This window comes from Catenulispora pinistramenti (genome assembly GCF_018274385.1).
GTDB classification, from domain to species: Bacteria; Actinomycetota; Actinomycetes; order Streptomycetales; family Catenulisporaceae; genus Catenulispora; species Catenulispora pinistramenti.
Window position 1 is genome coordinate 1 of sequence record NZ_JAAFYZ010000182.1, and the last position, 22,934, is coordinate 22,934.

General features: G+C 70.9%; 17 protein-coding genes and 1 tRNA gene. 12 read left to right on the forward strand and 6 right to left on the reverse strand.

From position 1 onward, the window contains the following. Positions 1-219: 219 nt before the first annotated feature. Both KGQ19_RS36210 and bcp read right to left on the reverse strand, forming a co-directional pair. A tRNA-Leu gene (locus KGQ19_RS36210) sits at positions 220-292 on the reverse strand. 75 nt (positions 293-367) lie between these two features. Beyond that, a complete protein-coding gene (gene bcp, locus KGQ19_RS36215) occupies positions 368-847 on the reverse strand; it encodes a thioredoxin-dependent thiol peroxidase (protein WP_212017771.1) in 480 nt (159 codons plus the stop codon). A gap of 138 nt (positions 848-985) precedes the next feature. Here bcp and KGQ19_RS36220 point away from each other — a divergent pair, with 138 nt between their 5' ends. The 6 genes from KGQ19_RS36220 to KGQ19_RS36245 all read left to right on the forward strand — a co-directional run bounded on the left by KGQ19_RS36220 (position 986) and on the right by KGQ19_RS36245 (position 7,878). Further along, entirely contained in the window at positions 986-1,288 is a 303-nt protein-coding gene (locus KGQ19_RS36220; protein ID WP_212017799.1) for a GroES family chaperonin, read from the forward strand. A gap of 80 nt (positions 1,289-1,368) precedes the next feature. Next, on the forward strand, positions 1,369-2,544 hold the full coding sequence (locus KGQ19_RS36225; RefSeq protein ID WP_212017773.1) for an AI-2E family transporter: 1,176 nt from the start codon (positions 1,369-1,371) through the stop codon (positions 2,542-2,544). A 121-nt stretch (positions 2,545-2,665) separates the two neighbouring features. Continuing rightward, positions 2,666-4,135, forward strand: a complete 1,470-nt coding sequence (locus KGQ19_RS36230; RefSeq protein ID WP_212017775.1) for a protoporphyrinogen/coproporphyrinogen oxidase — start codon at positions 2,666-2,668, stop codon at positions 4,133-4,135. 151 nt (positions 4,136-4,286) lie between these two features. After that, complete coding sequence (locus tag KGQ19_RS36235) at positions 4,287-6,053, forward strand: MFS transporter (protein WP_230419969.1); 1,767 nt, start codon at positions 4,287-4,289, stop codon at positions 6,051-6,053. Between the two features lie 97 nt (positions 6,054-6,150). Then, complete coding sequence (locus tag KGQ19_RS36240; RefSeq protein WP_212017777.1) at positions 6,151-6,753, forward strand: hypothetical protein; 603 nt, start codon at positions 6,151-6,153, stop codon at positions 6,751-6,753. Between the two features lie 201 nt (positions 6,754-6,954). After that, positions 6,955-7,878 carry an undecaprenyl-diphosphate phosphatase gene (locus KGQ19_RS36245; RefSeq protein ID WP_230419970.1) on the forward strand — a complete coding sequence of 308 codons (924 nt, stop codon included), beginning with the start codon at positions 6,955-6,957 and terminating at the stop codon, positions 7,876-7,878. Positions 7,879-7,962: 84 nt separating this feature from the next. On the opposite strand, the gene KGQ19_RS36250 is transcribed toward KGQ19_RS36245, so the two are convergent. After that, on the reverse strand, positions 7,963-9,501 hold the full coding sequence (locus tag KGQ19_RS36250) for a GlnX family signal transduction membrane protein (protein ID WP_212017779.1): 1,539 nt from the start codon (positions 9,499-9,501) through the stop codon (positions 7,963-7,965). Between the two features lie 159 nt (positions 9,502-9,660). Here KGQ19_RS36250 and KGQ19_RS36255 point away from each other — a divergent pair, with 159 nt between their 5' ends. Together KGQ19_RS36255 and KGQ19_RS36260 are read left to right on the forward strand one after the other, a co-directional pair. Beyond that, positions 9,661-11,955, forward strand: coding sequence for a HelD family protein (locus tag KGQ19_RS36255; RefSeq protein ID WP_212017781.1), 2,295 nt, complete (start codon positions 9,661-9,663; stop codon positions 11,953-11,955). A gap of 17 nt (positions 11,956-11,972) precedes the next feature. Then, positions 11,973-13,652 (forward strand): LCP family protein, encoded by a 1,680-nt coding sequence (locus KGQ19_RS36260; RefSeq protein WP_212017783.1) that lies wholly within the window; start codon positions 11,973-11,975, stop codon positions 13,650-13,652. 3 nt (positions 13,653-13,655) lie between these two features. Here the strand turns inward: KGQ19_RS36260 and KGQ19_RS36265 are convergent, their stop codons facing one another. After that, positions 13,656-14,153: a MarR family winged helix-turn-helix transcriptional regulator gene (locus KGQ19_RS36265; protein ID WP_212017785.1), complete on the reverse strand. Its 498-nt coding sequence runs from the start codon at positions 14,151-14,153 to the stop codon at positions 13,656-13,658. Positions 14,154-14,217: 64 nt separating this feature from the next. Between KGQ19_RS36265 and KGQ19_RS36270 the strand changes: the two genes are divergently transcribed. Next, positions 14,218-14,931 (forward strand): SDR family NAD(P)-dependent oxidoreductase, encoded by a 714-nt coding sequence (locus KGQ19_RS36270; protein ID WP_212017787.1) that lies wholly within the window; start codon positions 14,218-14,220, stop codon positions 14,929-14,931. A 105-nt stretch (positions 14,932-15,036) separates the two neighbouring features. Beyond that, positions 15,037-16,887: a hypothetical protein gene (locus KGQ19_RS36275; RefSeq protein ID WP_212017789.1), complete on the forward strand. Its 1,851-nt coding sequence runs from the start codon at positions 15,037-15,039 to the stop codon at positions 16,885-16,887. Positions 16,888-16,976: 89 nt separating this feature from the next. On the opposite strand, the gene KGQ19_RS36280 is transcribed toward KGQ19_RS36275, so the two are convergent. Continuing rightward, a complete protein-coding gene (locus KGQ19_RS36280; protein ID WP_212017791.1) occupies positions 16,977-17,600 on the reverse strand; it encodes a hypothetical protein in 624 nt (207 codons plus the stop codon). 655 nt (positions 17,601-18,255) lie between these two features. Here KGQ19_RS36280 and KGQ19_RS36285 point away from each other — a divergent pair. Together KGQ19_RS36285 and KGQ19_RS36290 are read left to right on the forward strand one after the other, a co-directional pair. After that, entirely contained in the window at positions 18,256-20,562 is a 2,307-nt protein-coding gene (locus KGQ19_RS36285) for a glycosyltransferase (RefSeq protein ID WP_212017793.1), read from the forward strand. A 611-nt stretch (positions 20,563-21,173) separates the two neighbouring features. Beyond that, a complete protein-coding gene (locus KGQ19_RS36290; RefSeq protein ID WP_212017794.1) occupies positions 21,174-22,133 on the forward strand; it encodes a glycoside hydrolase family 130 protein in 960 nt (319 codons plus the stop codon). A 9-nt stretch (positions 22,134-22,142) separates the two neighbouring features. Here KGQ19_RS36290 and KGQ19_RS36295 read toward each other — a convergent pair whose 3' ends face one another. Continuing rightward, complete coding sequence (locus KGQ19_RS36295) at positions 22,143-22,805, reverse strand: hypothetical protein (RefSeq protein WP_212017797.1); 663 nt, start codon at positions 22,803-22,805, stop codon at positions 22,143-22,145. Positions 22,806-22,934 lie beyond the last annotated feature (129 nt).

Here is a 22,934-nt window from a genome sequence, read left to right on the forward strand (position 1 = left end):
GGATACCCCGGCCCTGGCACCCCCGCCGCCCCGAACTGCCCCGGCAGCGGAGCCTGTCCAGGCGGAGCCGGCGTGCCGTCGTACCCGAACGGATTGGGATCGTTCGTCGGTGTGGTCACGGTCCGGCGCCCCCCTTGACTTCGTCGTTTGGATCTTCACTCGTTGACGGAGCCTAGCGGGCGCCGGTGCGGGCGCAGCCGGCATGACCAAGATTTTGAGTGGGGCTGACGAGACTCGAACTCGCACTGCCAGGTACCTAAAACCTGTCCCTCTACCATTGGGGTACAGCCCCGCCCCAGGCTATCGTGACCGGTCCGGGCCGTCCAAGAAGCTCCTCGGACGCCGATCCCCCCGGCCTCAGCGGGTGCTACCCGTCCAGGCCCAGATCCCGCCGCAGCTTCGCGACGTGCCCCGTGGCCTTCACGTTGTACTGCGCGACGTCGACCTTCGCGATGCCCTTCTTGTCCACGTCGAGCACGAACGTGGAGCGGATTACGCCGACCATCGTCTTGCCGTACAGCTTCTTCTCGCCGTACGCGCCGTACTCCTGCAGCACGTCCTTGTCCGGGTCGGACAGCAGCGGGAAGGTCAGCGCGTCGCGCTCGCGGAACTTGGCCAGCTTCTCCGGCTTGTCGGGGGACAGGCCCAGGATCGCGTAGCCCTCCTTCTGGAAGGAGGCGATGTTGTCGCGGAAGTCGCAGGCCTGCTTCGTGCAGCCCGGGGTCATCGCGGCCGGGTAGACGTAGAGGATCACCTTGCGGCCGGCGTAGTCGGCCAGGCTCACGGCGTCGCCGTGGTCGTCGGTGAGGGTGAAGGCGGGGGCGGTGTCTCCGGGGTTGAGTTTCACGGCACCAGGCTAACCGTCCGCGCCGTCAGCCACCTGGCGGAAGCGGCGTCGCCGGCCCGCCCCTTACCCGGGCGGACGCCTGCGGGCCGGTGCGATAACGTCACAAGCGTGAGTTCAGGAGAGAAGCTTCCGATCCGGATGCTGCACGACCGCGTGCTGGTGCGTGAGGACCCGGAAACCGGGGACCGGCGCTCGTCCGGGGGAATCCTCATCCCCGCGACCGCCCGGGTGGGCAGCCGCCTGGCGTGGGCCGAGGTCGTGGCGATCGGGGCGAACGTGCGCACCGTCCAGGTCGGCGACCGGGTGCTCTACGACCCGGCCGACCGCGGCGAGGTCGAGGTGCGCGGCACCGACTACGTCCTGCTCCGGGAGCGCGACGTGCACGCCGTGGCCGCCGAGCGGCTGGGCGAGGGCGAGGGCGAGACCGGTCTGTACCTCTGACTCACCGATAGCAGCACCCGGCGATCGCCCGTCGCCGACTGGTTACCCGTAGACCACCCGGTTCCCCTAAGGTCATGGGCATGGCCGGCATTCAGCAAGGGGGTACCGATCGGGCGACCTCGACGCGCCCCCCGAAGGCCGGGAGCCCGTCCCCGGCGCCGAACGGCACCGCGGCCAAGGGCGACGGCGCGAATCCGGCCGCCGACGATCCGCCGTCGCTGTCCGCCATGCCCGCGGGCGGCTGGTTCACCTTCGCCTTCTGGCTCGCCGCCGGCGCCATCACCGCCTACGCCCTGGTCCACCTGGTCTCCGGCCTGGGCAGCCTGCTGTCGATCCTGATGCTGGCGGTGTTCTTCGCGACCGCGCTGGATCCGATGGTCACCGCGCTGGTGCACCGCGGCCTGCGCCGGGGCCTGGCCGTGGCGGTCGTCGCGCTGGGGGTGCTGGCGCTGTTCGCCGGGTTCGTGGCGGTGATCTTCCCGCCGATCGACCGGGAGGTCAACTCCCTGATCAACGCGATCCCCGGCTACCTGAACGACCTGCGCAACAAGTCGACCTACCTGGGCAAGCTGGAGAACAAGTACCACATCATCGAGAAGGTCAAGTCCTGGATCAACGCCAACAAGGCCGGGACCCTGGACCTGAACGGCATCCTGGGCGCCGGCAAGGCGGTGTTCTCGCTGCTCACCGGGACCCTGGCCGGGATCGCGCTGACCTTCTACTTCGTGGCGAACATGCCCGGCATCAAGAACTTCGGCTACCACCTGGTGCCGGTCCGGCGCCGCCCGCGGGTCTCCGAGCTCACCGACCGGATCCTGGCCCAGGTCGGCCGGTACGTCATCGGGCAGATGATCATCGCCTCCATCGCCGGCTTCTTCACCTGGGTCTGGGCGATGGCCTGGTCGATCCCCTACCCGGCGGCCCTGGGCATGGTGGTCGCGCTGTTCGGGCTGGTGCCGGTGGTCGGCTCCTCGATCGGCGGCGCGGTGGTGACGCTGGTGGCCCTGACCGTCTCGCTGAAGGTGGCCATCTTCACCCTGGCCTACTACGTCGCGGCCCGGCTGGCCGAGGACTACCTGATCGCCCCGCGCGTGAACCGGCGCACCGTGGACGTGCACCCCATGGTGACGATCCTGGCCGTCCTGGTCGGCGCCGCGCTGTTCGGGATCGTCGGAGCGCTGGTCGCGATCCCCGCGGCGGTCGCCATCCGGCTCATCGCGACCGAGGTGCTGCTGCCGCGCATCGACGAGATGTGATACCCAGCCCTCGGATACGGCATGATCTCCCCTATCGGGTGAGACCCGAGACGCGCATCGCGCGGCGCGTTCCGGGAATGGGGTGGGACTACTACTGTGGGCGTTCTGATGGATACCAGCGATGACCGGTAGGGCCGATCTGGTCGTGCTCGGCGCGGGCCCCGCGGGCCTGGCCGCCGCGTGGCGCGCCGCGCGCCGCGGCCTGTCCGTGGACGTGTTGGAGCGGGCCGAGACAGTGGGCGGGATGGCGGCGTCGTTCGACGTCGCGGGGTTCCGCGTGGACTTCGGCAGCCACCGGCTGAACCCGGACCTGCCCGAGCACATCCTCGCCGATCTCAGAGCCCTGATGGGCTCGGATCTGCAGACCCGCTACCGCAACGGCCGGCTGCTGATCGGCGACCGCTGGGTGACCTACCCGTTCAAGCCGCGCGAGCTGGCCAAGTCGATGCCGGCGGTGCCGATGGCCCGCGCCGCCTTCGACGCGCTGGCCACCACCTGGCGCGGCAAGAAGCAGACCGCGGCCGCCGAGTCGTACGCGGAACTGATGCGGGCCGGCTTCGGGCCGACGATGTACAAGCAGGTCTACGAGCCCTACGCCGCCAAACTGTGGGGCGTCTCCGGCGAGGAGATCGACATCGACCAGGCCCGGCGCAAGGCGGGCTCGCAGACGATGCTCAGCGCTCTGGTGCGCAGCGTCCGCAACTCGATCGCCAGCGAGTCACTGGCCTATCTGTATCCGCGCCGCGGCTTCGGCCAGCTCTGCGAATCCCTGGCCGACGCGGCGATGGAGGCCGGCGCGCGGATCCGCCTCGGGGCCGCCGCCGAGCGCCTGACCGTGGACGCCGACGGGGTCAGCGTGACGCTGGCCCGCTCGGAGTTCCACGGCTCGGCGGCCGAACGCGGCGGCTGGTCCGGCGAGCAGCACTGGGCCGAGGGCGGTTCGGACATCCGGGCCGGCCACGTCTTCTCGACCATCCCGGTCCCGCTGCTGGCCCGCCTGACCTCGCCGGGGGCGCCGTACGAGGCGGTGGAGGCCAGCGGCAAGCTGCAGTTCCGCGCGATCCTGCTGGTCTACGCGGTCCACGCCGGCGGTCGCTGGACCGGCTGCGACGTGCACTACATCCCGGCCGGCGACACCCCGGTGACCCGGATCTCCGAGCCGCCGAACCACCGGTTCTCCCCGGACGATCCGACCGAGCGGACCGTGCTGTGCTTCGAGATCCCCTGTGCCATAGGGGACGATCTGTGGGCCGCGGACGAGGACCAGCTCGCGAGCCTGGTCCAGGACACCGTGCGCCGCCTCGGCCTGCCCCCGCTGAACCTGGAGTGGGTGCAGGTCAAGCGGATGCGCCAGGTGTATCCGATCTACCACAAGGGCTATCGTGAGGCGCTGGCCGACCTGGAGGGCTGGGTCGAGTCGCTGCCGCACGTGACCACCTTCGGCCGGCTCGGCCTGTTCACCCCGGACAACACGCACCACGCGCTGATGATGGGCTACGAAGCCGCCGACGCGCTGGGCAGCGGACAGTGGGACCAGCGGATGTGGGCGCAGGCCCGGGACCGGTTCGCGCAGCACGTCGTCGAGAGCTGATTCAGTAGCTGTGAGGCGGATCACCTCGTATCCGTGTCACAACGCGGTGTGAGGCATCAGACGCCTCCCACCTCGGCATACTGTCCGCGGCTTCCTCTAGTTTGGACTCCAATCTGAGAATGAGTCCGAAGCCTGAGGGGGCCGACGAGGCATGGCTGATCAACAGGAATCGGGTGCGGCGCGCCCGAACGACATATCCGGGGAGATGACGAACCCCGATCCCAAGCGCTGGCTCGCGCTGGCGGTCATCTTGTCCGCGGCGTTCATGGACCTGCTGGACGTGACGATCGTCAACGTCGCGATCCCGTCGATCCAGAGCCAGATGAAGGCCGGGTACTCGGCGATCCAGTGGATCACCGCCGGCTACGCGCTGGCCTTCGCCGTCGTGCTGATCACCGGCGGCCGGCTCGGTGACATCTTCGGCCGCAAGCGGCTGTTCATGATCGGCATGACCGGCTTCACGATCGCCTCGGCGCTGTGCGGCCTGGCGGCCACGCCCGGCATGCTCATCGGCGCCCGGGTCTTCCAGGGCGGTATGGCGGCGCTGATGGTGCCGCAGGTCATGGCGATCATCCACGTCACCTTCCCGGCGAACGAGCGCGGCAAGGTGATGGGCATGTTCGGCGGGATCGTCGGCTCGGCCGCCGTCGCCGGGCCCATCGTCGGCGGCCTGCTGGTGCAGTGGAACCTGCTCGGGCTGCACTGGCGCCCGATCTTCCTGGTGAACCTGCCGGTCGGGATCTTCGGTCTGATCGTCGCCTTCCGGGTGATCACCGAGTCCAAGGCGCCGCACGCCACCAAGCTGGACCTGCCCGGCGTCGGGCTGTCCGTGGCCGGTCTGTTCATGCTGGTCTTCCCCCTGATGCAGGGCCGGGACCTGGGCTGGCCGCTGTGGGGCTGGCTGATGATGGTCGCCGCGCTGCCGGTGCTGGCGGGGTTCGTGCTCTACGAACGCCGCAAGGGCCAGCGCGGCGCCTCGCCGCTGGTGGAGCTGAGCCTGTTCCGCTTCCGCTCCTTCGCCTCCGGCATCCTGACCAACCTCACCTTCGCCACCACCCTCGGCGTCTTCTTCCTGGTGTGGTCGCTGTACATGCAGCTCGGCCTGGGCTGGACGCCGCTGCACGCCGGCCTGACCGGCATCCCGTTCTCGATCGGCGTCTCGGCCGCGGCCGGCATGTCGGTGCAGTTCCTGGTGCCGAAGTTCGGCCGCAAGGTGGTGCAGTTCGGGGTGCTGCTGATGGGCGGCGGCCTGGTCCTCTACATCGAGATGGCCAAGCATCTGGACCAGGGCTTCACCTCGATCCAGATGGCGCTGCCGCTGTTGATCACCGGCGTCGGCATGGGGCTGGTGGTGGCCCCGATCTTCGACCTGATCCTCACCGACGTGCCGACCCGCGACGCCGGTTCGGCCTCCGGTCTGCTGAACACCAGCCAGCAGCTCGGCCAGGCCTTCGGGATAGCGCTGACCGCGCTGGTCTTCTTCAACATGATGGGGACCAACGCCACGAAGGCGGTCGACGACATGAAGCCGACGGTCACCCGCCAGCTGGTCGCCGCCGGGGTGCCGGCGCCGCAGGCGGACCAGGTCTACGCCTCGTTCAAGCAGTGCGCGGTGGACCGGGCCGAGGAGAAGGACCCGAGCAGCCTGCCGGCGTCCTGCCCGAACCCGGCGCACCCGGATCCGCACCAGTCGCCGGCGGTGGGACAGATCCTGGCGAACCAGGGCGTCGAGGCCGGCCGGCAGACCATGATCAACGGCTACGAGACGACCTTGTGGTTCGTCGCCGGTGGACAGTTCCTTGTCTTCCTGCTGATGTTCTTCCTGCCGAAGAACGTGCGCGCCAAGGATCCGAACGGCACCTCAGGAGACGTTGAGGATGCCGGCAGCGGGACGGGCGAACCTGTGTTCGCCCACTGACAATCCCCAGCTCAAGCGCCCACTGCTGCCCCCGCGGGCGTCCGGATTTCCCCGGATGTTCACCGGGGGTTCGCCTCGGTCCACCAGACTCCAGACCATGGCGCGACAGTTCCGCCCGGAGCGGGTGGAGTACGACGTTCTCACCGCGCACCCCGATCCCGCCGAGGCCGCCGTCGGCGGGACTCTGTGGGCCACCGCCGCGGTGGACGTCGTCGATCCCGCTCCGCTGAACGGCCTGGACGCTCTGAAGGACTACGTGCTGGCGATGGTCCCGCGGCTGCGGGACTTCGCCGAGCATGTGACCGCGCCGCGCGGCGAGGCGCACGCCCCGGCGCTGCGCTACGGTGCGTACCACAGCGTGCGCGCGATGATCCGGGACAAGTCCGGCCTGGCGCTGGCCGAGGTGCACGCCGACGGCCGCGCGCTGCTGCCCGGGGAACTGGACGCCGAACTGCGCGGCCGGATCACCGGTCTGGTCAACGTCGGCCTGCCGATGGTCACCCGCGCGGTGGATCAGGGTGCTTACGAGAACGCGCTGGAATCCCTGATGAAGGCGCGCGGTGTGCTGAACGCGATGCTGCAGGCGGTACTGAACATGGCCGTGTCCGGCCCGGAGCCGCTGTCCCGGGAACAGTTGGCGGCCGCGTTGCGGGTCCAGCCCGCCGATCTGGACAGCTGGTACGCCGGCCGCACCCCGTAGGGCGCACCCGAACACAACTGCTACATCCTGTCGTAGGCTGTCTCCCGGTCCGCGCGCCGGCCGGGGGGCACCGGCGCGCGAGCCGGTTGTCAAGCCCCAGCGCTGCCGCTTTGCCCTACGTTCACCGTTTGTTTGCTCGCGCCGCCGGACGCCCCGCGTATCCTCCGGCGCATCGCATTTCTTTTCCGGAGGGGAACCGATTTGTCCGGCCTCAACTATCTCGAAGCCTGCACCATCGGGCTGGTCCAAGGCGTCACCGAACTGTTCCCCATCTCCAGCCTCGGCCACTCGATCCTGCTTCCGGCCTTCATCGGCGGCCACTGGAAGACCGATCTGGACATGACCGCCAAGGACTCGCCGTACCTGGCGTTCCTGGTGCTGGCGCACGTCGGCACCGCGCTGGCGCTGGTGGCGTTCTTCTGGCGGGACTGGGTGCGCATCATCGGGGCCCTGTTCAGCTCGATCCGGCACCGCAGCGTGGAGGGTCCGGACGAGCGGCTGGCCTGGCTGCTGGTGGTCGGCACCATTCCGGTCGGCCTGGTGGGCATCGTGCTGGACAAGGCGCTGCGGACCCATCTGGGTAAACCGGTGCCGGCCGCGGTCTTCCTACTGATCAACGGCTTCGTCATCTTCCTGGCCGACTACCTGCTCAAGAGCTCGTCCAAGGGCCGGCACGCCGACGACGGCAACGTCCCGCCGCGCAGTGGCGAGCCCCCGGAGGTCGCCGCCGACCGCCGGCTGGCCCGGCTGGGCTGGAAGTCCGCCGCCGGGATCGGCGGCGCGCAGGCCTTCGCCCTGCTGCCGGGCATCAGCCGCTCCGGCATCACGATGGTCGCGGGCCTGGCCCGGGGCCTGAAGACCGAGGACGCCGCCCGCTTCGCGTTCCTGCTCGCCACCCCGGTGATCCTGGCCGCCGGCGTCTACAAGGCCCCTGAGCTGGCCAAGCCGGCGAACCACTCGATCCTCGGACCGGCCATCGCCGGGGCCGTGCTGGCCGCGGTCGGCGCTTACATATCGGTGCGGTTCCTGACCAGGTACTTCGAGAACCGCGACCTGAAGCCGTTCGGCATCTACTGCGTCCTGGCCGGGGCGTTCTCGCTGGTCTGGTTCTCGATCCACCACTGAGCTCGCGCAGCCCCCGGGCAAGCACATCGGGCCGCCGCCCGCACGAGCGGGACGGCGGCCCGAAGGCTTTCCGGGCAGAGAAGGTCAGCGGTATTCGGTCAGCCGCGGCCGCAGCCCCAGCACGGTGAGCCCGATCAGCAGCGCCGCGAGGACGTAGGGCAGCCAGGTCCAGACCCCCATCCGGTTCCTCGCGGCCGGCATCGCGGTCTTGAACTGCGCCTCGTTGATGGCGGTGACGTTCCCGAGCGCCGTGCTGTAGGCGTTGAACGCCTGGTCCGAGGAACCCGGGGTGTCCGCGTTGGTGTCGAAGTTGATCGCCTGTCTCAGGCCGGCCTCCGTGTTCAGCGGCATTGCGCGCAGCTGCGCGTCGTCCTGGACGTAGGCGTCGTAGGCGTTGAACGCGGCCAGCGCGGCCTCGCCCTCGCCCGGGAAGGTGATGTTGTGGAACTCCTGGCCGAAGCTGCTGTTGGGGTCCAACGTGGTCTGCTCGAGGGTGTCCGGGGTCCGGTCGGCGGCCTCGTCCTTCAGCGCGGCGGCGTAGGTGGTGAGGCTCGTCGCCTGCGGTTGGCCGGCGACGGCCTGCTCACCGGCCAGGAACGCGATCGTGAACTGGTCGGCCTGGGAGGGCTCGTTGTACACCAGCAGCCAGCGGCTCTCGTCGGAGTTGATCCCGGCGCTGAGCGCGTTGGCCTCGCCCAGGGCCAGCACCGAGTCGAAGGCGTTGTTCTTGGCGGTGTGGAAGTCCCCGGAGGTGTTGTTCGCGCCGGCCGTGCCGCCGAGCATGATGATCAGGGCGACCACGGTCGCGCCGATCAGCGCCGGGTTCAGTACCCGGTGGAAGCGCCGGAAGAGGTAGTGCTGGATCGCCACCAGGCCGCCGACCAGGAGCGCGCCGAAGATCAGGAACTCGGCCGCGAGCGTGTTCAGCGAGCTGGTGACCGAGTCCGCGGAGGTGTTGATGGCCTCCTTGCTGGTCTGCTCCAGCGACTTGGCGGCGGACATCAGCCCGCTTTGGCCGTCGCCGCCGAACAGGACGTCGTTGTCGCGGGTGTAGTCGGCCAGGACCGGGTCCGGGGCCTGGCCGGCGACGCTGCCGCCGGTCCGCTCGTCGTCGGCCAGCGTGCGGGTGGCCTGCTCCTGGTACTGACCGAAGGTGTCGGTCACGTCGTGCAGCTGGTTGAAGGCGCTGGGGTTCCCGGCCAGGGCCACGGTCGCGGACTCCAGATCCGCGTTGGCGTCCTGCCGGTCCTGCTCGTACAGCGCCTCGCTCTTGTCGCGCGGCACGTGCACGCTGGTGTCGCCGTTCACCAGCAGCGCGTTGACCAGCTGCGCGTCCATGTCCTGGAGCTTGAACAGGAAGTCGTTGGTGGCCTGCACGCTGGGGGCGTCCGTGCCGCCCACCGAGCTGATCTTGGACCGCGCCCCCGACGCGGAGGTCGTCAGCACGACCGCGGCGACCACCGCGACCATCCCGAGGACGGCGGCGGCTGTCCGCAGGATGTTCGGCGTGGTCCGGCGAGGTGCGTGCGGAACGTAGGTGAGATGATCGCTGGAATTGATTCCGTTTGCGGCCGCCCGGTGCGATGTACTGCGGTTGGGCGCCTGAGTAAGAGTCCCCGACACGATCCGAACATAGGACTGGATGGTGCGTGTGAGGACCCTGTGACGACTGTTGCAAACGGAATGCAAACACTTCGGGGGCGGACAGCGTTTGCCCGGGTGGGCTCGGTCTTGGATGATCGTGCGGTTGTGCTGGCTCAGTAGATGATGAGAGGTCGCGGGGTGTCACCTCAGCAGGACGGTTCGGCGCACGTCAAGGAGCGCGAGATCGCGGTCGAGCAACAGGCCGTGGACGCCGCGTATGCCCGGCTGGCCCAGATGCGCGAGCAAGCCGCGCACCGGGTGCGCGAGAGCTACAAGGTGGCGCAGGGCGGTACCTACTCGGCGCTGGTCGACCGGGACGTCCAGGTGATGGAGGCGGCCATCTGGGAGCGGTCCCTGGACAACGCCTACAACGAGCTGGTCTTCGGCCGCCTGGACCTCAAGCCCGACACCTCCGGCGGCGAGCTGGAGACCTACCGCATCGGCCGGCTCGGGGTGCGCACCGAGGAGCTGGAGCCGCTGGTCGTGGACTGGCGCGCGCCGGCCGCCGCGGCCTTCTACCAGGCCGCGCCGGAGGACCCCAGGGGCGTGGTGCGCCGCCGGGTGCTGCACTGCCGCGGCGACCGGGTCCTGGACATCGAGGACGACCTGCTGGACCCGGACGCCGCCCCCGAGGGCCTGCCGGTGGTCGGCGACGGCGCGTTCATCGCGGCGCTGGCCCGCACCCGCACCGGCCACATGCGGGACATCGTCGCGACCATCCAGCGCGAGCAGGACGTGGTGATCCGCTCGCCCGCCGACGTCAGCGTGGTCGTCACCGGCGGCCCCGGCACCGGCAAGACCGCGGTGGCGCTGCACCGGGTGGCCTGGCTGATGTTCCAGCACCGCCGCCGGTTCGGCTCGCGCGGCGTGCTGGTGGTCGGGCCGAACCGGCGCTTCACCGAGTACATCGAGCGGGTGCTGCCCTCCCTCGGCGAGGGCGGCGCGGCGCTGCGCTCGCTCGGCGACGTGGTGAACGGCGCGCAGGCCACCCGGCACGAGGACGCCGCGCGGGGCAAGCTGAAGGGCTCGCCGCGGATGGTGCGGATCCTGCGCAAGGCCGCGAACGACGCGCCGTGGGGCGCCCCGAAGGACGTGCGGCTGGTCTACCAGGGCACGTTCTTCACCCTGGACGCCCCGCAGCTGGCCGGGCTGCGCGAGCGGATGCTGCGCGGCGGCAGCCGGCGGCCGAACGCGGTGCGGGCCGACGTCATCCGGGCCCTGCAGGACGCGTCCTGGACCGCCTACCAGGACGCCAAGCGCGCCGCCGGCGACGCCTCGCCCTACGACGAGTACCCGGACCAGGTCGAGGACGACCGCCGCACCTTCCTGTCCGAACTGCGCTCGCAGCGCCAGTTCGGAGACTTCGTGACCGCCTGGTGGCCGCAGCGCACCCCGCTGGAGGTGCTGCGCTCGCTCGGCGACCCGGCGTACCTGGCCGAGGTCTCGCGCGGGGTGCTCAGCGCCGCCGACACCACCCTGTTGGCCGAATCCTGGCGCACGGTGGGGGAGGGCGGCGCCGGCCTGTCCTACTCGGACGTGGCGCTGCTGGACGAACTGGACTCGCTGCTCGGCGAGGGTCCCCGGACCGCCCGTGCGGCCGCGGCGGCGAACCCCTACGTCGTCGACGGCGTGAACCTGCTGACCGGCGAGGAGGCCGACGACGGCTCGGAGTCCGAGGCCGGCGGCTTCCGCGAGCTGTCGACGTTCGGCGAACGCGCGGCGCAGCGTGGCGGCTACGAAGAAGAGCCCGACCCCGAGGAGTTCGGGCACATCGTGGTCGACGAGGCCCAGGACCTGTCGCCGATGCAGTGGCGGATGCTGGCCCGCCGCGGCCGGCACGCGACCTGGACCGTGGTCTCCGACGCCGCGCAGAGCTCGTGGGAGGACCTGGACGAGGCGCGGCGCTCGATGGACCTGGCGCTGGGCACCTCCAGGGAGCGCCGGCAGTACGAGCTGACCACCAACTACCGGAACCCGGTCGAGATCGCCGACTACGCCGCGACGCTGCTGCGCCGGTTCCTGCCGGACGCGCCGCTGCCGCGGGCCGTCCGTTCGACCGGACGGCCGCCGGAATTCGTGGTCGCCGACGAGGCCGACCTGGCCGCGGCGGCCGGGGCCGCCGCCCGCCGGTTGGCCGCCGAGGTGGAGGGCACAGTGGGAGTGATCGTCCCGATGACCAGGCTGGGGAGGTTCGCCGTGACCGACGTGCCGGACCGGGTGCAGGTCCTGGGCTCGCTGGAGTCCAAGGGGCTGGAATTCGACGCCGTGGTGCTGGTCGACCCGGACCTGATCGCCGCGGAGTCGCCGATGGGCCCGCGCACGCACTACGTGACCGCCACCCGCGCGACTCAGCTGCTGGTCACAGTTTCGCTACAGGGTGGAACCGCAGCTGGGGGGTCGCACGTCATCGAAGTGGGTGGAACCGGGGACTGAGGGACGGAGTACCAACCATGAGCGGCGACACGTCGGACATATCCGAGGGCGACACGTCAGGCATAGCCGGGGGCGAGACCTCCGGCAACGCCTGGGTTCCCAGGCACGCTCAGGGCCGGTCCCCGGCCGGGACCGGCGACGGGGGCAAGACGCGACGGCGGGTCAAGCGGACGCTGATGGTGATCTCCGGGATGCTGGTGCTGGTCGTCGGCGGCACCGTGGCCTACGCCGGCTACTGGTACTACCGCATCGACCACAACATCAAGGGCGCGCCGCTGCACGGTGCGGCGCCGGACCAGCTGGCCAGCGCCGGTATCGTCCAGCCGACCCCGGACCCCTACGGCGACGAGCCGATCAACATCCTGCTCATCGGCACCGACGCCCGGCTGCCCGGCCAGGACGCCAGCCTCGGCGGCTACACCGACCCCTCCGGCCGCTCCGACGTGGAGATGCTGGTCCACGTCTCGGCCGACCGCAGCAACGCGACGGTCGTCTCCCTGCCCCGCGACACCATGGTCCCGATCCCGGCGTGCGTGGACGCCAAGGGCACCAACTACCCGGCGCAGAGCGCCGCCATGATCAACTCGGCCCTGGCCGCCGGCCCCGGCTGCCAGGTGGACACCGTCGAGGAGTTCACCCACGTCAAGATCGACCACTTCATGATGGTCGACTTCTCCGGCGTGGTGGACCTGACCAATGCGGTCGGCGGCGTCCCGGTCTGCGTCACCAAGGCGGTCAACGATCCCGACTCGCACCTGAACCTCCCGGCGGGCACCTCGGTCATCCAGGGCGACACGGCGCTGGCGTTCCTGCGCACCCGCGAGGGCTTCAGCGACGGCTCGGACCTCTACCGCACCCAGGCCCAGCACCAGTACCTGGCGGCCCTGATCCGCAAGATGAAGTCCCAGGCGACCTTCGACAACCCGCTCCAGGCCACGCACCTGATGGACATCGCCTCCAAGTCGCTGACCGTCGACAACGGCATAGCCAGCGTCAGCAAGCTCCTGGACCTGGCCAACACCCTCAAGAAGGTGCCGACCCAGAACATCACCTTCCTGACCATGCCGACCGTCGCCTACCAGCCGGACCCCAACCGGGTGGCCCCGGACACGACTCTGGACAACCAGATCTTCTCGCTGATCGCCCACGACCAGTCGGTCACCGGCCCCACCACCACGAGCTCCACCAGCGGCGCCGGCCCCACCACCCCGTCGCCCACGCCGTCGGCGACCTCCAGCACCCTGAGCCCCGGCGCGGTCCAGGACCCGATCGTGGTCGAGAACGGCACCAGCAACGACGGCCGGTCCCGCCAACTCGCCGCCACCCTGCAGGCCGACGGCTTCAAGAAGGCGACCGGCGTCGGCTACAACAACGTGGCGACAACCCAGGTCTTCTACAGCACCCCGGAAGCCAAGGCCGGCGCCGAGTCGGTCGCCGCGGCCCTGCAACTCCCGGCGACCGCGGTCCAGTCCGGCGGCGACGGCAGCGCCCCGATCGTGGTGCGCGTCGGTGCGGACTTCGCCAGCGGCGATGTGTTCAACCCGGGAGCGAGCTCTACAGCGAGCGGCAGCGGCAGCGGCAGCGGGACGAGTTCGACCTCGTCGCAGCCGAGCGCGCTGCCGTCCGCGGCGTTGTCCAGCGCGGCGGGCGAGAACGCCGCCGACACGAACCTGTGCGTCACGGCGGCGGGGTCGTAGCGCCTAGCCGACTCGGGCCCGGACGAAGCCTTCGAGCTTGCCGAGGAGCGGGATCAGCAGATCTTGCTCCTCGGCGCTGAGCCCGGCGACCAACTCTGAATCCCGCCCGAGCACCGCGTCGACCGATCGCTCGATGACCTCGTGGCCGGCGGCGGTCAGCGTGACCGCCACTGCTTTGTGGCCCGAGGGATCAGGAGCCCTGGTCACCAGCCCCTCTTGCTCGGCGCGGGCCAACCGCTGGGAGATCGCGCCGGCGGTGACCAGGGTGCGCTCGGTCAGCTCGCGGGTGGTGAGCGTGTAGGGCGGGCCGGCCCGCCGCAGCACCGACAGCAGGTCGAGAGTCGCCCGATCGATGCCCGCTGCCCGCAGCACCCTGGTCCGGTCATCGGTGAGCAGCTTCGCCAACCGCACGATCGGCGTGAAGACCTCGATCGAGTCGGTGGGCGTGCCCGGGCGCTCGCGGCGCCACGCGGCGGCGATCTCGGCGGCGGTGGTGCTCATGCGCGCTGCTCTCCGTCTCATGTTAAGGTCTAAACGTTTAGACCTGAACATACCAGGGGGAGCCATGACCCGCACCGTCCTCATCACCGGCGCCACCCGCGGCATCGGCCGAGCCGTCGCCGCCCGCTTCGTCGCCGACGGCGCCCGCGTCACCATCACCGGCCGGCGCGCGGAACTCGTCGAGGGGGCCGCGAAGGAGCTCGGCGCGACCGGCGTGGTGTGCGATGCCACCGATCCGCGGGCCGTGCAGGCCCTCGCAGAGCGCTTCGACACGCTCGACGTGCTGGTCAACTGCGCCGGCGGCCTCGGTAACCCGGAGCCCGCCGCCACGGAGCTGGAGTCCGTTCTGGCCCAGTGGCGCGCGGATCTGAACGGCAACCTGCTCAGCGCCGTCCTCACCACCACCGCCCTCAAGCCCGTCCTAGCGCCGGGCGGCACGGCGGTCGCGGTCGGCAGCATCGGCGCCGAGCGGCGCGGCGGTTCGTACGGGGCCGCCAAGGCCGCGCTCGGCGCCTGGTACGCCGCGCTGTCCGCCGAACTCGGCCCGCGCGGGGTCACCGCCAACGTGATCTCGCCCGGGTACATCGCCGACACCGACTTCTTCCAAGGCGCCATGACCGACGCCCGCGAGGCGGCGCTGATCGCCGAGACCCACGACAAGCGGGCCGGGACGCCGGACGACATCGCCGAGACCGCCTTCTTCCTGGCCTCCGTCGGCGCGCGGCACATCACCGGCCAGACGATCCACGTCAACGGCGGCGCCTTCACCACCCGCTGACACCACCGGCCGAGACCGGCTCCTTCACCACCGGCCGAGACCGACGTCATCCCCGCCGCGAGTCCGGCGCGCGCCGTTGATCGCGGTGACCTATCGTCGGCTTCGATGACTGCCGCCGACCCTGCCGACTCCGCCGAACCCCTCACACCTGACGACCTCGCCCTCCTGCGCACCCACGAGCCGATCCTGGCTTACACCAAAGGCGAGTACTTCCTCCCGACCGACATCGAGCGCTACATCGCCGCGGCCAGCCTCTGGCGAGAAGGCGACAAGCAGACCGAACTGGTTCCGGTCGGCTCCCTCGACCTCGCGTCCCTCCTGGCGGCAGCGGACGAATACCCCGACCGTCCCCTGTTCCTGCGCTACGTCCTCAAACCCGCCGGCGGCCGCGAGGTCCGCGGCTGGCGCAAATCGCACCCCACCGGCATCCGCCGCACCGGACGCCTCGCGGCCGTCGGCTTCGTCGCGCGCCTGATCGACGTCCTGCTGCGGCTGAGCCTCCTGATCCGCGGCACGGTGCCCGGCGGCGTGATGACCAAGGCCGCCGAGCAGTACCACGCCGGAGGTGGCTCGGCCACGTCCCCGTACTACGGCCGAGTGCTGCGGCAGGGCGGCTACGTCATCCTCCAGTACTGGTACTTCTACGCGGCCAACGACTGGCGTTCCACCTTCGGCGGCGTCAACGACCACGAGGCCGACTGGGAGATGGTCACCGTCTATCTCGCCGAGGAGGCCGCCGCCATCGCCGGGGAGCCGAGCACAGTCTCCCCGCGCTGGGTCGCCTTCTCCTCCCACGACTACACCGGCGACGACCTCCGCCGCCGCTGGGACGACCCGGACCTGACCGTGGAAGGCGGCACGCACCCCGTGGTCTTCGCCGGTGCCGGCTCGCACTCCGGTGCCTTCCTAGCCGGCGACTACCTCGTCACGGTCAACCCGCGTTTCCTCGGTGCCATGGCCCGCTGGTGGAAGCGCGCCGCCGAGGTGATGCTGCGCCGGGCCCGCAGCGATGAGCACGGCTTCGGCATCCCCTTCATCGACTACGCCCGCGGCGACGGCGCCCGCGTGGGCCCCGGCCAGGACCGGGTGTGGCACCCGGTCCTGATCGACGACGACACTCCCTGGGTCCGTGGCTTCCGCGGCCTGTGGGGCGTCGATACCCGGGACTGGGCCGGCGGCGAGCGGGCCCCGGCCGGCCCGCGTTACGAGCGCGACGGCACCGTCCGCTTCTCCTGGGCCGACCCCCTCGGCTGGGCCGGCCTGCACAAGGTGTCCCCGGACGACACCGGCCTGGGCCGCAGTCTGGAGAGCCGCATCGCCGACCTCGACACCCGTATCACCGAAGCCGACGAGCAAACCGTTGTCCTGCAACAGGGAGCGCGCGACCGCCACGCCGAAGTCCTGTCCTTGCGCACCGAATTCCAGACCGCGAAAGCGGCGGCCGAGCGCTTCGGCGAGGCCCGCGTCGCCGAGGAATCCGTGAGCCGGCTCATCAAAGAGCGCGCCGCCCTGGCCGAGGAACGCGCGGTGCACCTGAACGTCCTCGAACGCGGCGGCCTGCCCCCGCAGGATCCGCAGGCGCACGTCACCCGCGCCCACAAGCCCTACGCCCCGGAGGACCGCAAGCACCACGGCATCCTGTTGCAGATCTGGGCCGCGGTCAGCGTCCCGTTGCTGTTCCTGGCCGTGGCGACGGTCCTGCTCCTGCCCGACGACCGCCAGAAGATCCCCACGCTGCTCGGCATCCTGGTCGTCTTCGCCGCGCTGGAGGCCGTGGCCCGCCGGCGGCTGCTGACCACCGCCGTCAGCGTCGCGGTGATCCTGGTCGGCGCCGGCGTGGTGATCAGCGCGCTGGAGTGGGCGGCCCGCCACGCCCGTGACGGTTTCCTCGTCACGATGGGCGTCGCCGCGTTGCTGTTGCTGCTGGTGAACGTGCGGGACTTCTTCCGGCGGTGAGCCGTGTGCCGTTCGTCACGCCCGATTGGCGCAAAGGCGGACGCACGAAGTGCGTCCGCCTCTTTCGCGCCACCACCGGGCCCTGAGCCCTACGCCGGTGCGAGCACCCGCCGACCGTTCCGCTGTCCGTGCCGCACCGTCACCCCGCCCCGCTCGGCGCGCTCCGCCCGCTCGGCCAGCGCCGCGAACGACGCCGCCGAGTGCTGCGCGGCCGGTGCCAGCGGCGCCTGCTCCGGCTCCAGGGTCTCCAACTCGTCGCAGCCGTAGGCCCGGCACAGCTGCAACTCGGCGACGTGGACCACGTACCAGCGCGCGTAGTACCCGTCCTGCTCGCGGGAGACCAGGATCTGCTGCACGACCCCCGTGCGCTCCTCGCCGACCACCTCCACGCGGGCCCCGACCGGGTGCCCGGCCGTCCGCACCCCGGCCGCGACCTCGGGGTCGACCCGCTCGGCGGCCAGTGCGCGGGCCGCGTGGTCGGCCGCGTCGTACTCGTCGGTCCAGGTGCGCCGCAGGTGGATCAGCACCCGGCCGATGGCCGCGGCGCGGGCCCCGGCCAGGGCGCGTTGTTCAGGATTGGCGTTGGGACTTGTCGACGCGGCGTGCCAGCGGGCGCGGGCCGCGCAGGCGCGCTGCTCGATCTCGAAGCGGTCCAGGCCGTCCAGCTCGTCACGGACGGCGTCGTAGATCTTCTCCAGGCGGCGGGGGTCCATCGGGGGTGCTCCTCAGCGGGGTCGCAAAGCTCACGAATCGGGGGTCGGCGGTCCGGGAAGGGCGTACGCAGACAACGCTGGCTGGTACGCCCCAGCGCATTCGACGGCACGTTTTATGAACCCGGGGAGGGACCCGGTGCGTGAGCAGGCACAAGCGGTAGTCCGGTGTGCCGGCCACGGTTGCGCAGGAGCTGAGGGGGGGCCTCGGAAGGTCTGTCATCAGAGTTACCTCTACAGGAGTACGGCGGCTGGAAGGTGCCCTCCGGATGACGCGGGGGCGAACCCTCGCTTCTTCCGTACCAGCGGGCTATCGGACGTCAGCGGCCGCACATTCGACGCATGCGGCATACGCGGCCGGCCATATGGGTTTTCGTCCCATGGCAGGTCGCGCAGCACGTGATGCAAGCGCCGGTCATGGCGCTATTAAACCATGCCGGGCCCGGGGGGTTGTCAAGCGACCCACGTCACAGGTGCGGCCCGGACCGGCTGCTTTCCCCCGTTCAGCGCCTTGCCAACGGCGTTGTGCGTCCGGGGCTGTTCACCGGGGCGAGACCGGCAATACGTCTAAGAGTATTGATTCAGCCTACTGAGTCACGTTAGAGTGGCTTGCCGGTTCCGTCGTATTTAGTGACGACGGAGAGAGGTATGAGAGGTCATGGCAGGGACTGTCTCGAACATCGGCATAACACTCGCGATCGTTTCCACGTATCCGCCGCGACGGTGCGGCATCGCCACCTACTCGCGCGACCTGTCGGTCGCGTTAAACGATGCCGCTCCGGACGTGCGCGTGGAGATCTGCGCGTTGGACCGGGACGGACTGGCCTACCCCGCAACGGTGCGGACGGTGATCCGCCAGGACGAGCGCGGCGACTACCGCAAGGCGGCCCAACAGGTGGCCGCCTCCGGGGTGGGAGCCGTCGTCATCCAGCACGAGTACGGGATCTTCGGCGGCGTCGATGGCGCCTGGATCACCGACTTCGCCGCCGAGTTGCACCGGCTCGGCGTGCCCTACTTGGTCACTTTGCACACGGTGCTCTCCGAGCCGAGCCCATCGCAGGCCGGCACCCTCTACCGGCTGTGCCGCAACGCCGCGGCGGTGACCGTGTTCACCGAGACCGCGCGCCGGCTGGCGGTCGGCACCGGGATCGCCCCGTCGGACCGGATCGTGCATGTTCCGCACGGAGCGCCGCCGCCGGGAAGCGGCGGCGACGTCCGCCCGGAGGTGGCGGCCACGCTGGATCGGCTGGCCGGTCGCCGGCTGCTGTCGACCTTCGGTCTGCTCTCGCCCGGCAAGGGCCTGGAGACCGCGATCGCGGCCCTGGGCCGGATCGCCGAGCGGCACCCCGACGTGACCTACCTCATCGCCGGCTCCACCCACCCCGAGATCGCCCGCCAGGAAGGCGAGCACTACCGCGACGAACTGGTCCTGGCCGTCAAAGGCGCGCGGATGCGGGACCGGGTCGTCTTCCTCGACCTCTTCCTGTCCGACGCCGAGATCTCCGCGGTCCTGGCCCGTACCGAGATCTTCTGCACCCCCTACCGCTCCCGGGAGCAGATCTCCTCGGGCGCCCTGACCTTCGCCGTCGCCGCCGGCTGCCCGGTGGTGTCCACGTCGTACTTCTACGCCGAGGACATGCTCGCCGGCGGCGCCGGCATCACCGTCCCGCCGGAGGACCCCGACGCCTACGCCGAGGCCCTGCACACCCTGCTGTCCGACCCCGAGCGCCTGGAGCGCGCCCGCGAGGCCGCCCGGACCCAAGGCGCGGGACTGCACTGGACCGCGGTGGCCCGCCGTTTCGCCGGGATCGCGCGGGCCACCGCGGCCCGCCGGACGCGCCCGGTGCCCGACGCAGTCGCCACCGACGCGGCGGGCATGGCGCGGGTGGACGTGCCGAAGCTGAAACCGACGCATCTGAACCGGATCACCGACTCCGGCGGAATCGTGCAGTTCAGCGACCGCGCCAAACCGGACCTGGGATCCGGCTACTGCGTGGACGACGTCTCCCGGCTGGCGATCGTCGCGGCCGGACTGTGCGACGTGCCGGTGCGCGAACTCAAAGGCGCGGACCCGCACGACTGGCTGGACACCTCTCTGGGCTTCCTGGAGGCCGCCTACGACCCGGCCGCCCTCGGCTCGCGCAACATGCGGGCCGCGACCGGGGAGTGGCTGGACGAGCCGCACCGGGGCGACCACGTCGGGCGGCTGCTGTGGTCGCTCGGCGCCGTGGCGGCCGGCGCGGCAGTGCCGGACAAGTACCGCGAGCGCGCCGCGGCGCTGCTGGTGCAGGCCGGACCGGGCCTGCGGGCCCTGACCTCGGTCCGCTCCACCGCCTACGCCCTGCTGGGGCTGGTGCGGATCCCGGAGCCCACCGCCGAGTCGGCGCTGGGCGTCGCCCGGCTGGAGGCGGCCTTCCAGTCCGCCGCCACCGACGACTGGCCCTGGTTCGAGGACGAGCTCACCTACGACAACGCCCGGCTGCCCCAGGCCTTGCTGGCCGGTGCCGAGCGGGCCGGGGACGCCGCGATGGCGGGGCACGCGCTGCGGGCGCTGGACTGGTACCTCGGGCAGGTCGGGCTCGGCGCGGGTGCGGGCGGGGAGGAGGACGGTCCGGGAGGCGAGGCCGAAGGGCATCTGACGCTGGTCGGGAATCTGTGGCGGCGCAAGGGTGCGCCGCGCCCCGCCTACGAGGGCGACGAGCAGCCGATCGACGCCGCGGCGGTCGTCGAGGCGTGTGTGGAGGCCTGGCGGGTCACCGGCCGGGAGTTCTACGCCGACCGGGCGCGGCGGGCCTTCGGGTGGTTCCTCGGGGCCAACCGGCTCGGTCTGCCGCTGTACGACGCGAGCAGCGGCGGCGGCCGGGACGGCCTGCGCGAGACCGACGCGAACCAGAATCAGGGTGCTGAGTCGACGCTCGCGTACTACCAGGCGCTGCTGGCGCTGCGCTCGGCCGACCTGGTGTGAGCGCACGGGGCGAATCTCCAGGCCCGGCTTGGAGATTCGGCCCGACGCGATCAAGAACGGCCCCGGGCCGCACCCCGCGCGAGCGGTGGTGTGGTACGGGGCCGAATCGTTGCGGCGATCGGCTCGGCCTGGTCGGCCGGGCATCGCGGCCCGGCCCGGCCTTCGCCGCCGTCGGCTCGGGGGAGTGCGGCCTGGCCGTGCGGCCTGGCGGTGCGGCCATTCCGGTGACGACCGAACCGGTGATGAATCCGGGCGGTAACAGAGGGCGGGCGCTGCCAGCGGTTGATCCGTCAATGGCCGAGTAATCACCGAGGTCGCCGCCGAGCGTTATGCGGGCGACCGGCGCGCCACGGCCCCGCCGTGGACTTCGTCACACATTTGGCCCTGGCGCCGCGGTGGCCCGCAATAGGCGCTGCGCGACGGGTCGTGCCGAAATGCCCTGAACCCATGATCCAAGCCAGTCAATGGAAACCCGCTGCTGGCGCGTGCGTTTAGCGTGTTGCCCAGACACGATGGATCACGGGCGCTACAGTCGGTGCTTTCCAGCGGCCGAACTGTGCCGTTTGCGAAGATCGAAACCTGTTCGCAACCAGACACCTGCGAGGCAAGAGATGTCGACCCCGCTCGGCACCACCAGCCCCCACGGCGAACTGTTCCGCCGAGACCCCGCCAATCCGATCCTGACGGCCAACGACTGGCCCTACCAGATCAATACCGTCTTCAACCCGGGCGCCACCAGCCACGACGGCGAGACGGTGCTGTTGTGCCGTGTCGAGGACCGCCGCGGTCTGTCCCACCTGACCGTCGCACGCTCCCCCGACGGGGTGCACGGCTGGCGGGTGGACGCCAAGCCGCTGCTGGCCGACGACCCCTCCGACCAGACCAGCATGTGGGGCGTCGAGGACTGCCGCATCACCTACGTGGCCGAAATGTCGGCCTACGTCATCTCCTACACCGCCTACGGACCCGCCGGCCCCTGCGTCGCCCTGGCCACCACCGAGGACTTCCAGTCGGTGGAGAAGCTGGGCGTGGTCATGCCGCCGGAGGACAAGAACGCCTCGTTGCTGCCCAGGCGCGTCAACGGCGAGTTCTGTCTCTACCACCGCCCGCTCTCGGCCCGCGACGGCCGCGCGGACGTGTGGATGTCCCGCTCGAAGGACCTGCGCCAGTGGAGCAACCCGGAGCCGGTCATGACCAGTCGCGAGGGCGCCTGGTGGGACGCGGCCCGCATGGGCCTGGGCCCGGCCCCGATCGAGACCGAGCACGGCTGGCTCGGCGTCTACCACGGCGTCAAGGAGATGGCCGCCGGCCCGCTCTACCGCGCCGGCCTGGTCCTGTTCGACCTGGAGAACCCGGCGAAGGTGATCCGCCGCTCCCCGCAGTGGGTGCTGGGCCCGGCCGCCGACTACGAGACCCACGGCGACGTGCCGAACGTGGTGTTCCCGACCGGGATGATCCACGACGAGGAGTCCGGCGACCTGCGGCTGTACTACGGCGCGGGCGACTCCTGCATCGCCATGGCGACGGCCTCGATGAGCGAGGTCCTGGACTACCTCCTCCAGTACGGCTGAGGACTTCCTTCAGGTGGCCTGGGTCCGCTCCGCCCAGGCCATCGCCACCAACGCCGAGGCCAGCAGGATCCCGAACGCCTGCCACGGGTCGTGGTGTTCCAGGAGCGTCCGCTGCCGGTCGACGAGGTCCGCGAACCACTGCGGGAAGTCATACGTCGGCAGGTGCAGCCACCAGTTGTTCTCCACGATCCCCGCGACGAACGCCGCCAGCACCGCCTGATAGGGCCGGGTCAGCGCGGCGGTGAGCACCGCGGCGATCGCCACCCACGGCAGCAGCCGGAACTCCACCACCATCGCGTGGTACAGATACGCCTGCCCGCCCAGCCGCCACGGCCGGTAGCCGAGCGCACGGAACACCGGCCACGCCTTGCCGTGGCTCTGCGCGTGGTCGCCGATCCAGAACGCGGCCAGTTGGCCCGCCGTGACGGTGAACAGGACGGCCAGGAACGTCAGCAGGACTGAGAGCACGGCCAGGGCGAATTGGGCCGGCGTCTGCGGGGCGGGGCGCAGGTGCGGGCGGTGGGTGCGGCCGAGGCGGATGATGCTGCGGTTGGCGCTGTAGCTGGCGCCGTAGCTTGCGCTGAGGGTGGCCGCGCGGTCGGCGCCGCGGGGGATGCGGCCCTGCTGTTGGGCGATCGCCGTGCGGATCTTGTCGATGTCGTGGTTGGCCATCTCAGGCTTGCTCCCAGTGGATGGCCACGGCGCCTTGGTGGAGTTGTTCCAGGGCGGCGCGCCAGCCCTCCAGGCGGGCCATGACGAGGTCGGGGTCGGCGGTGGGGTCGACGGCTAGGAGGGCGGCGT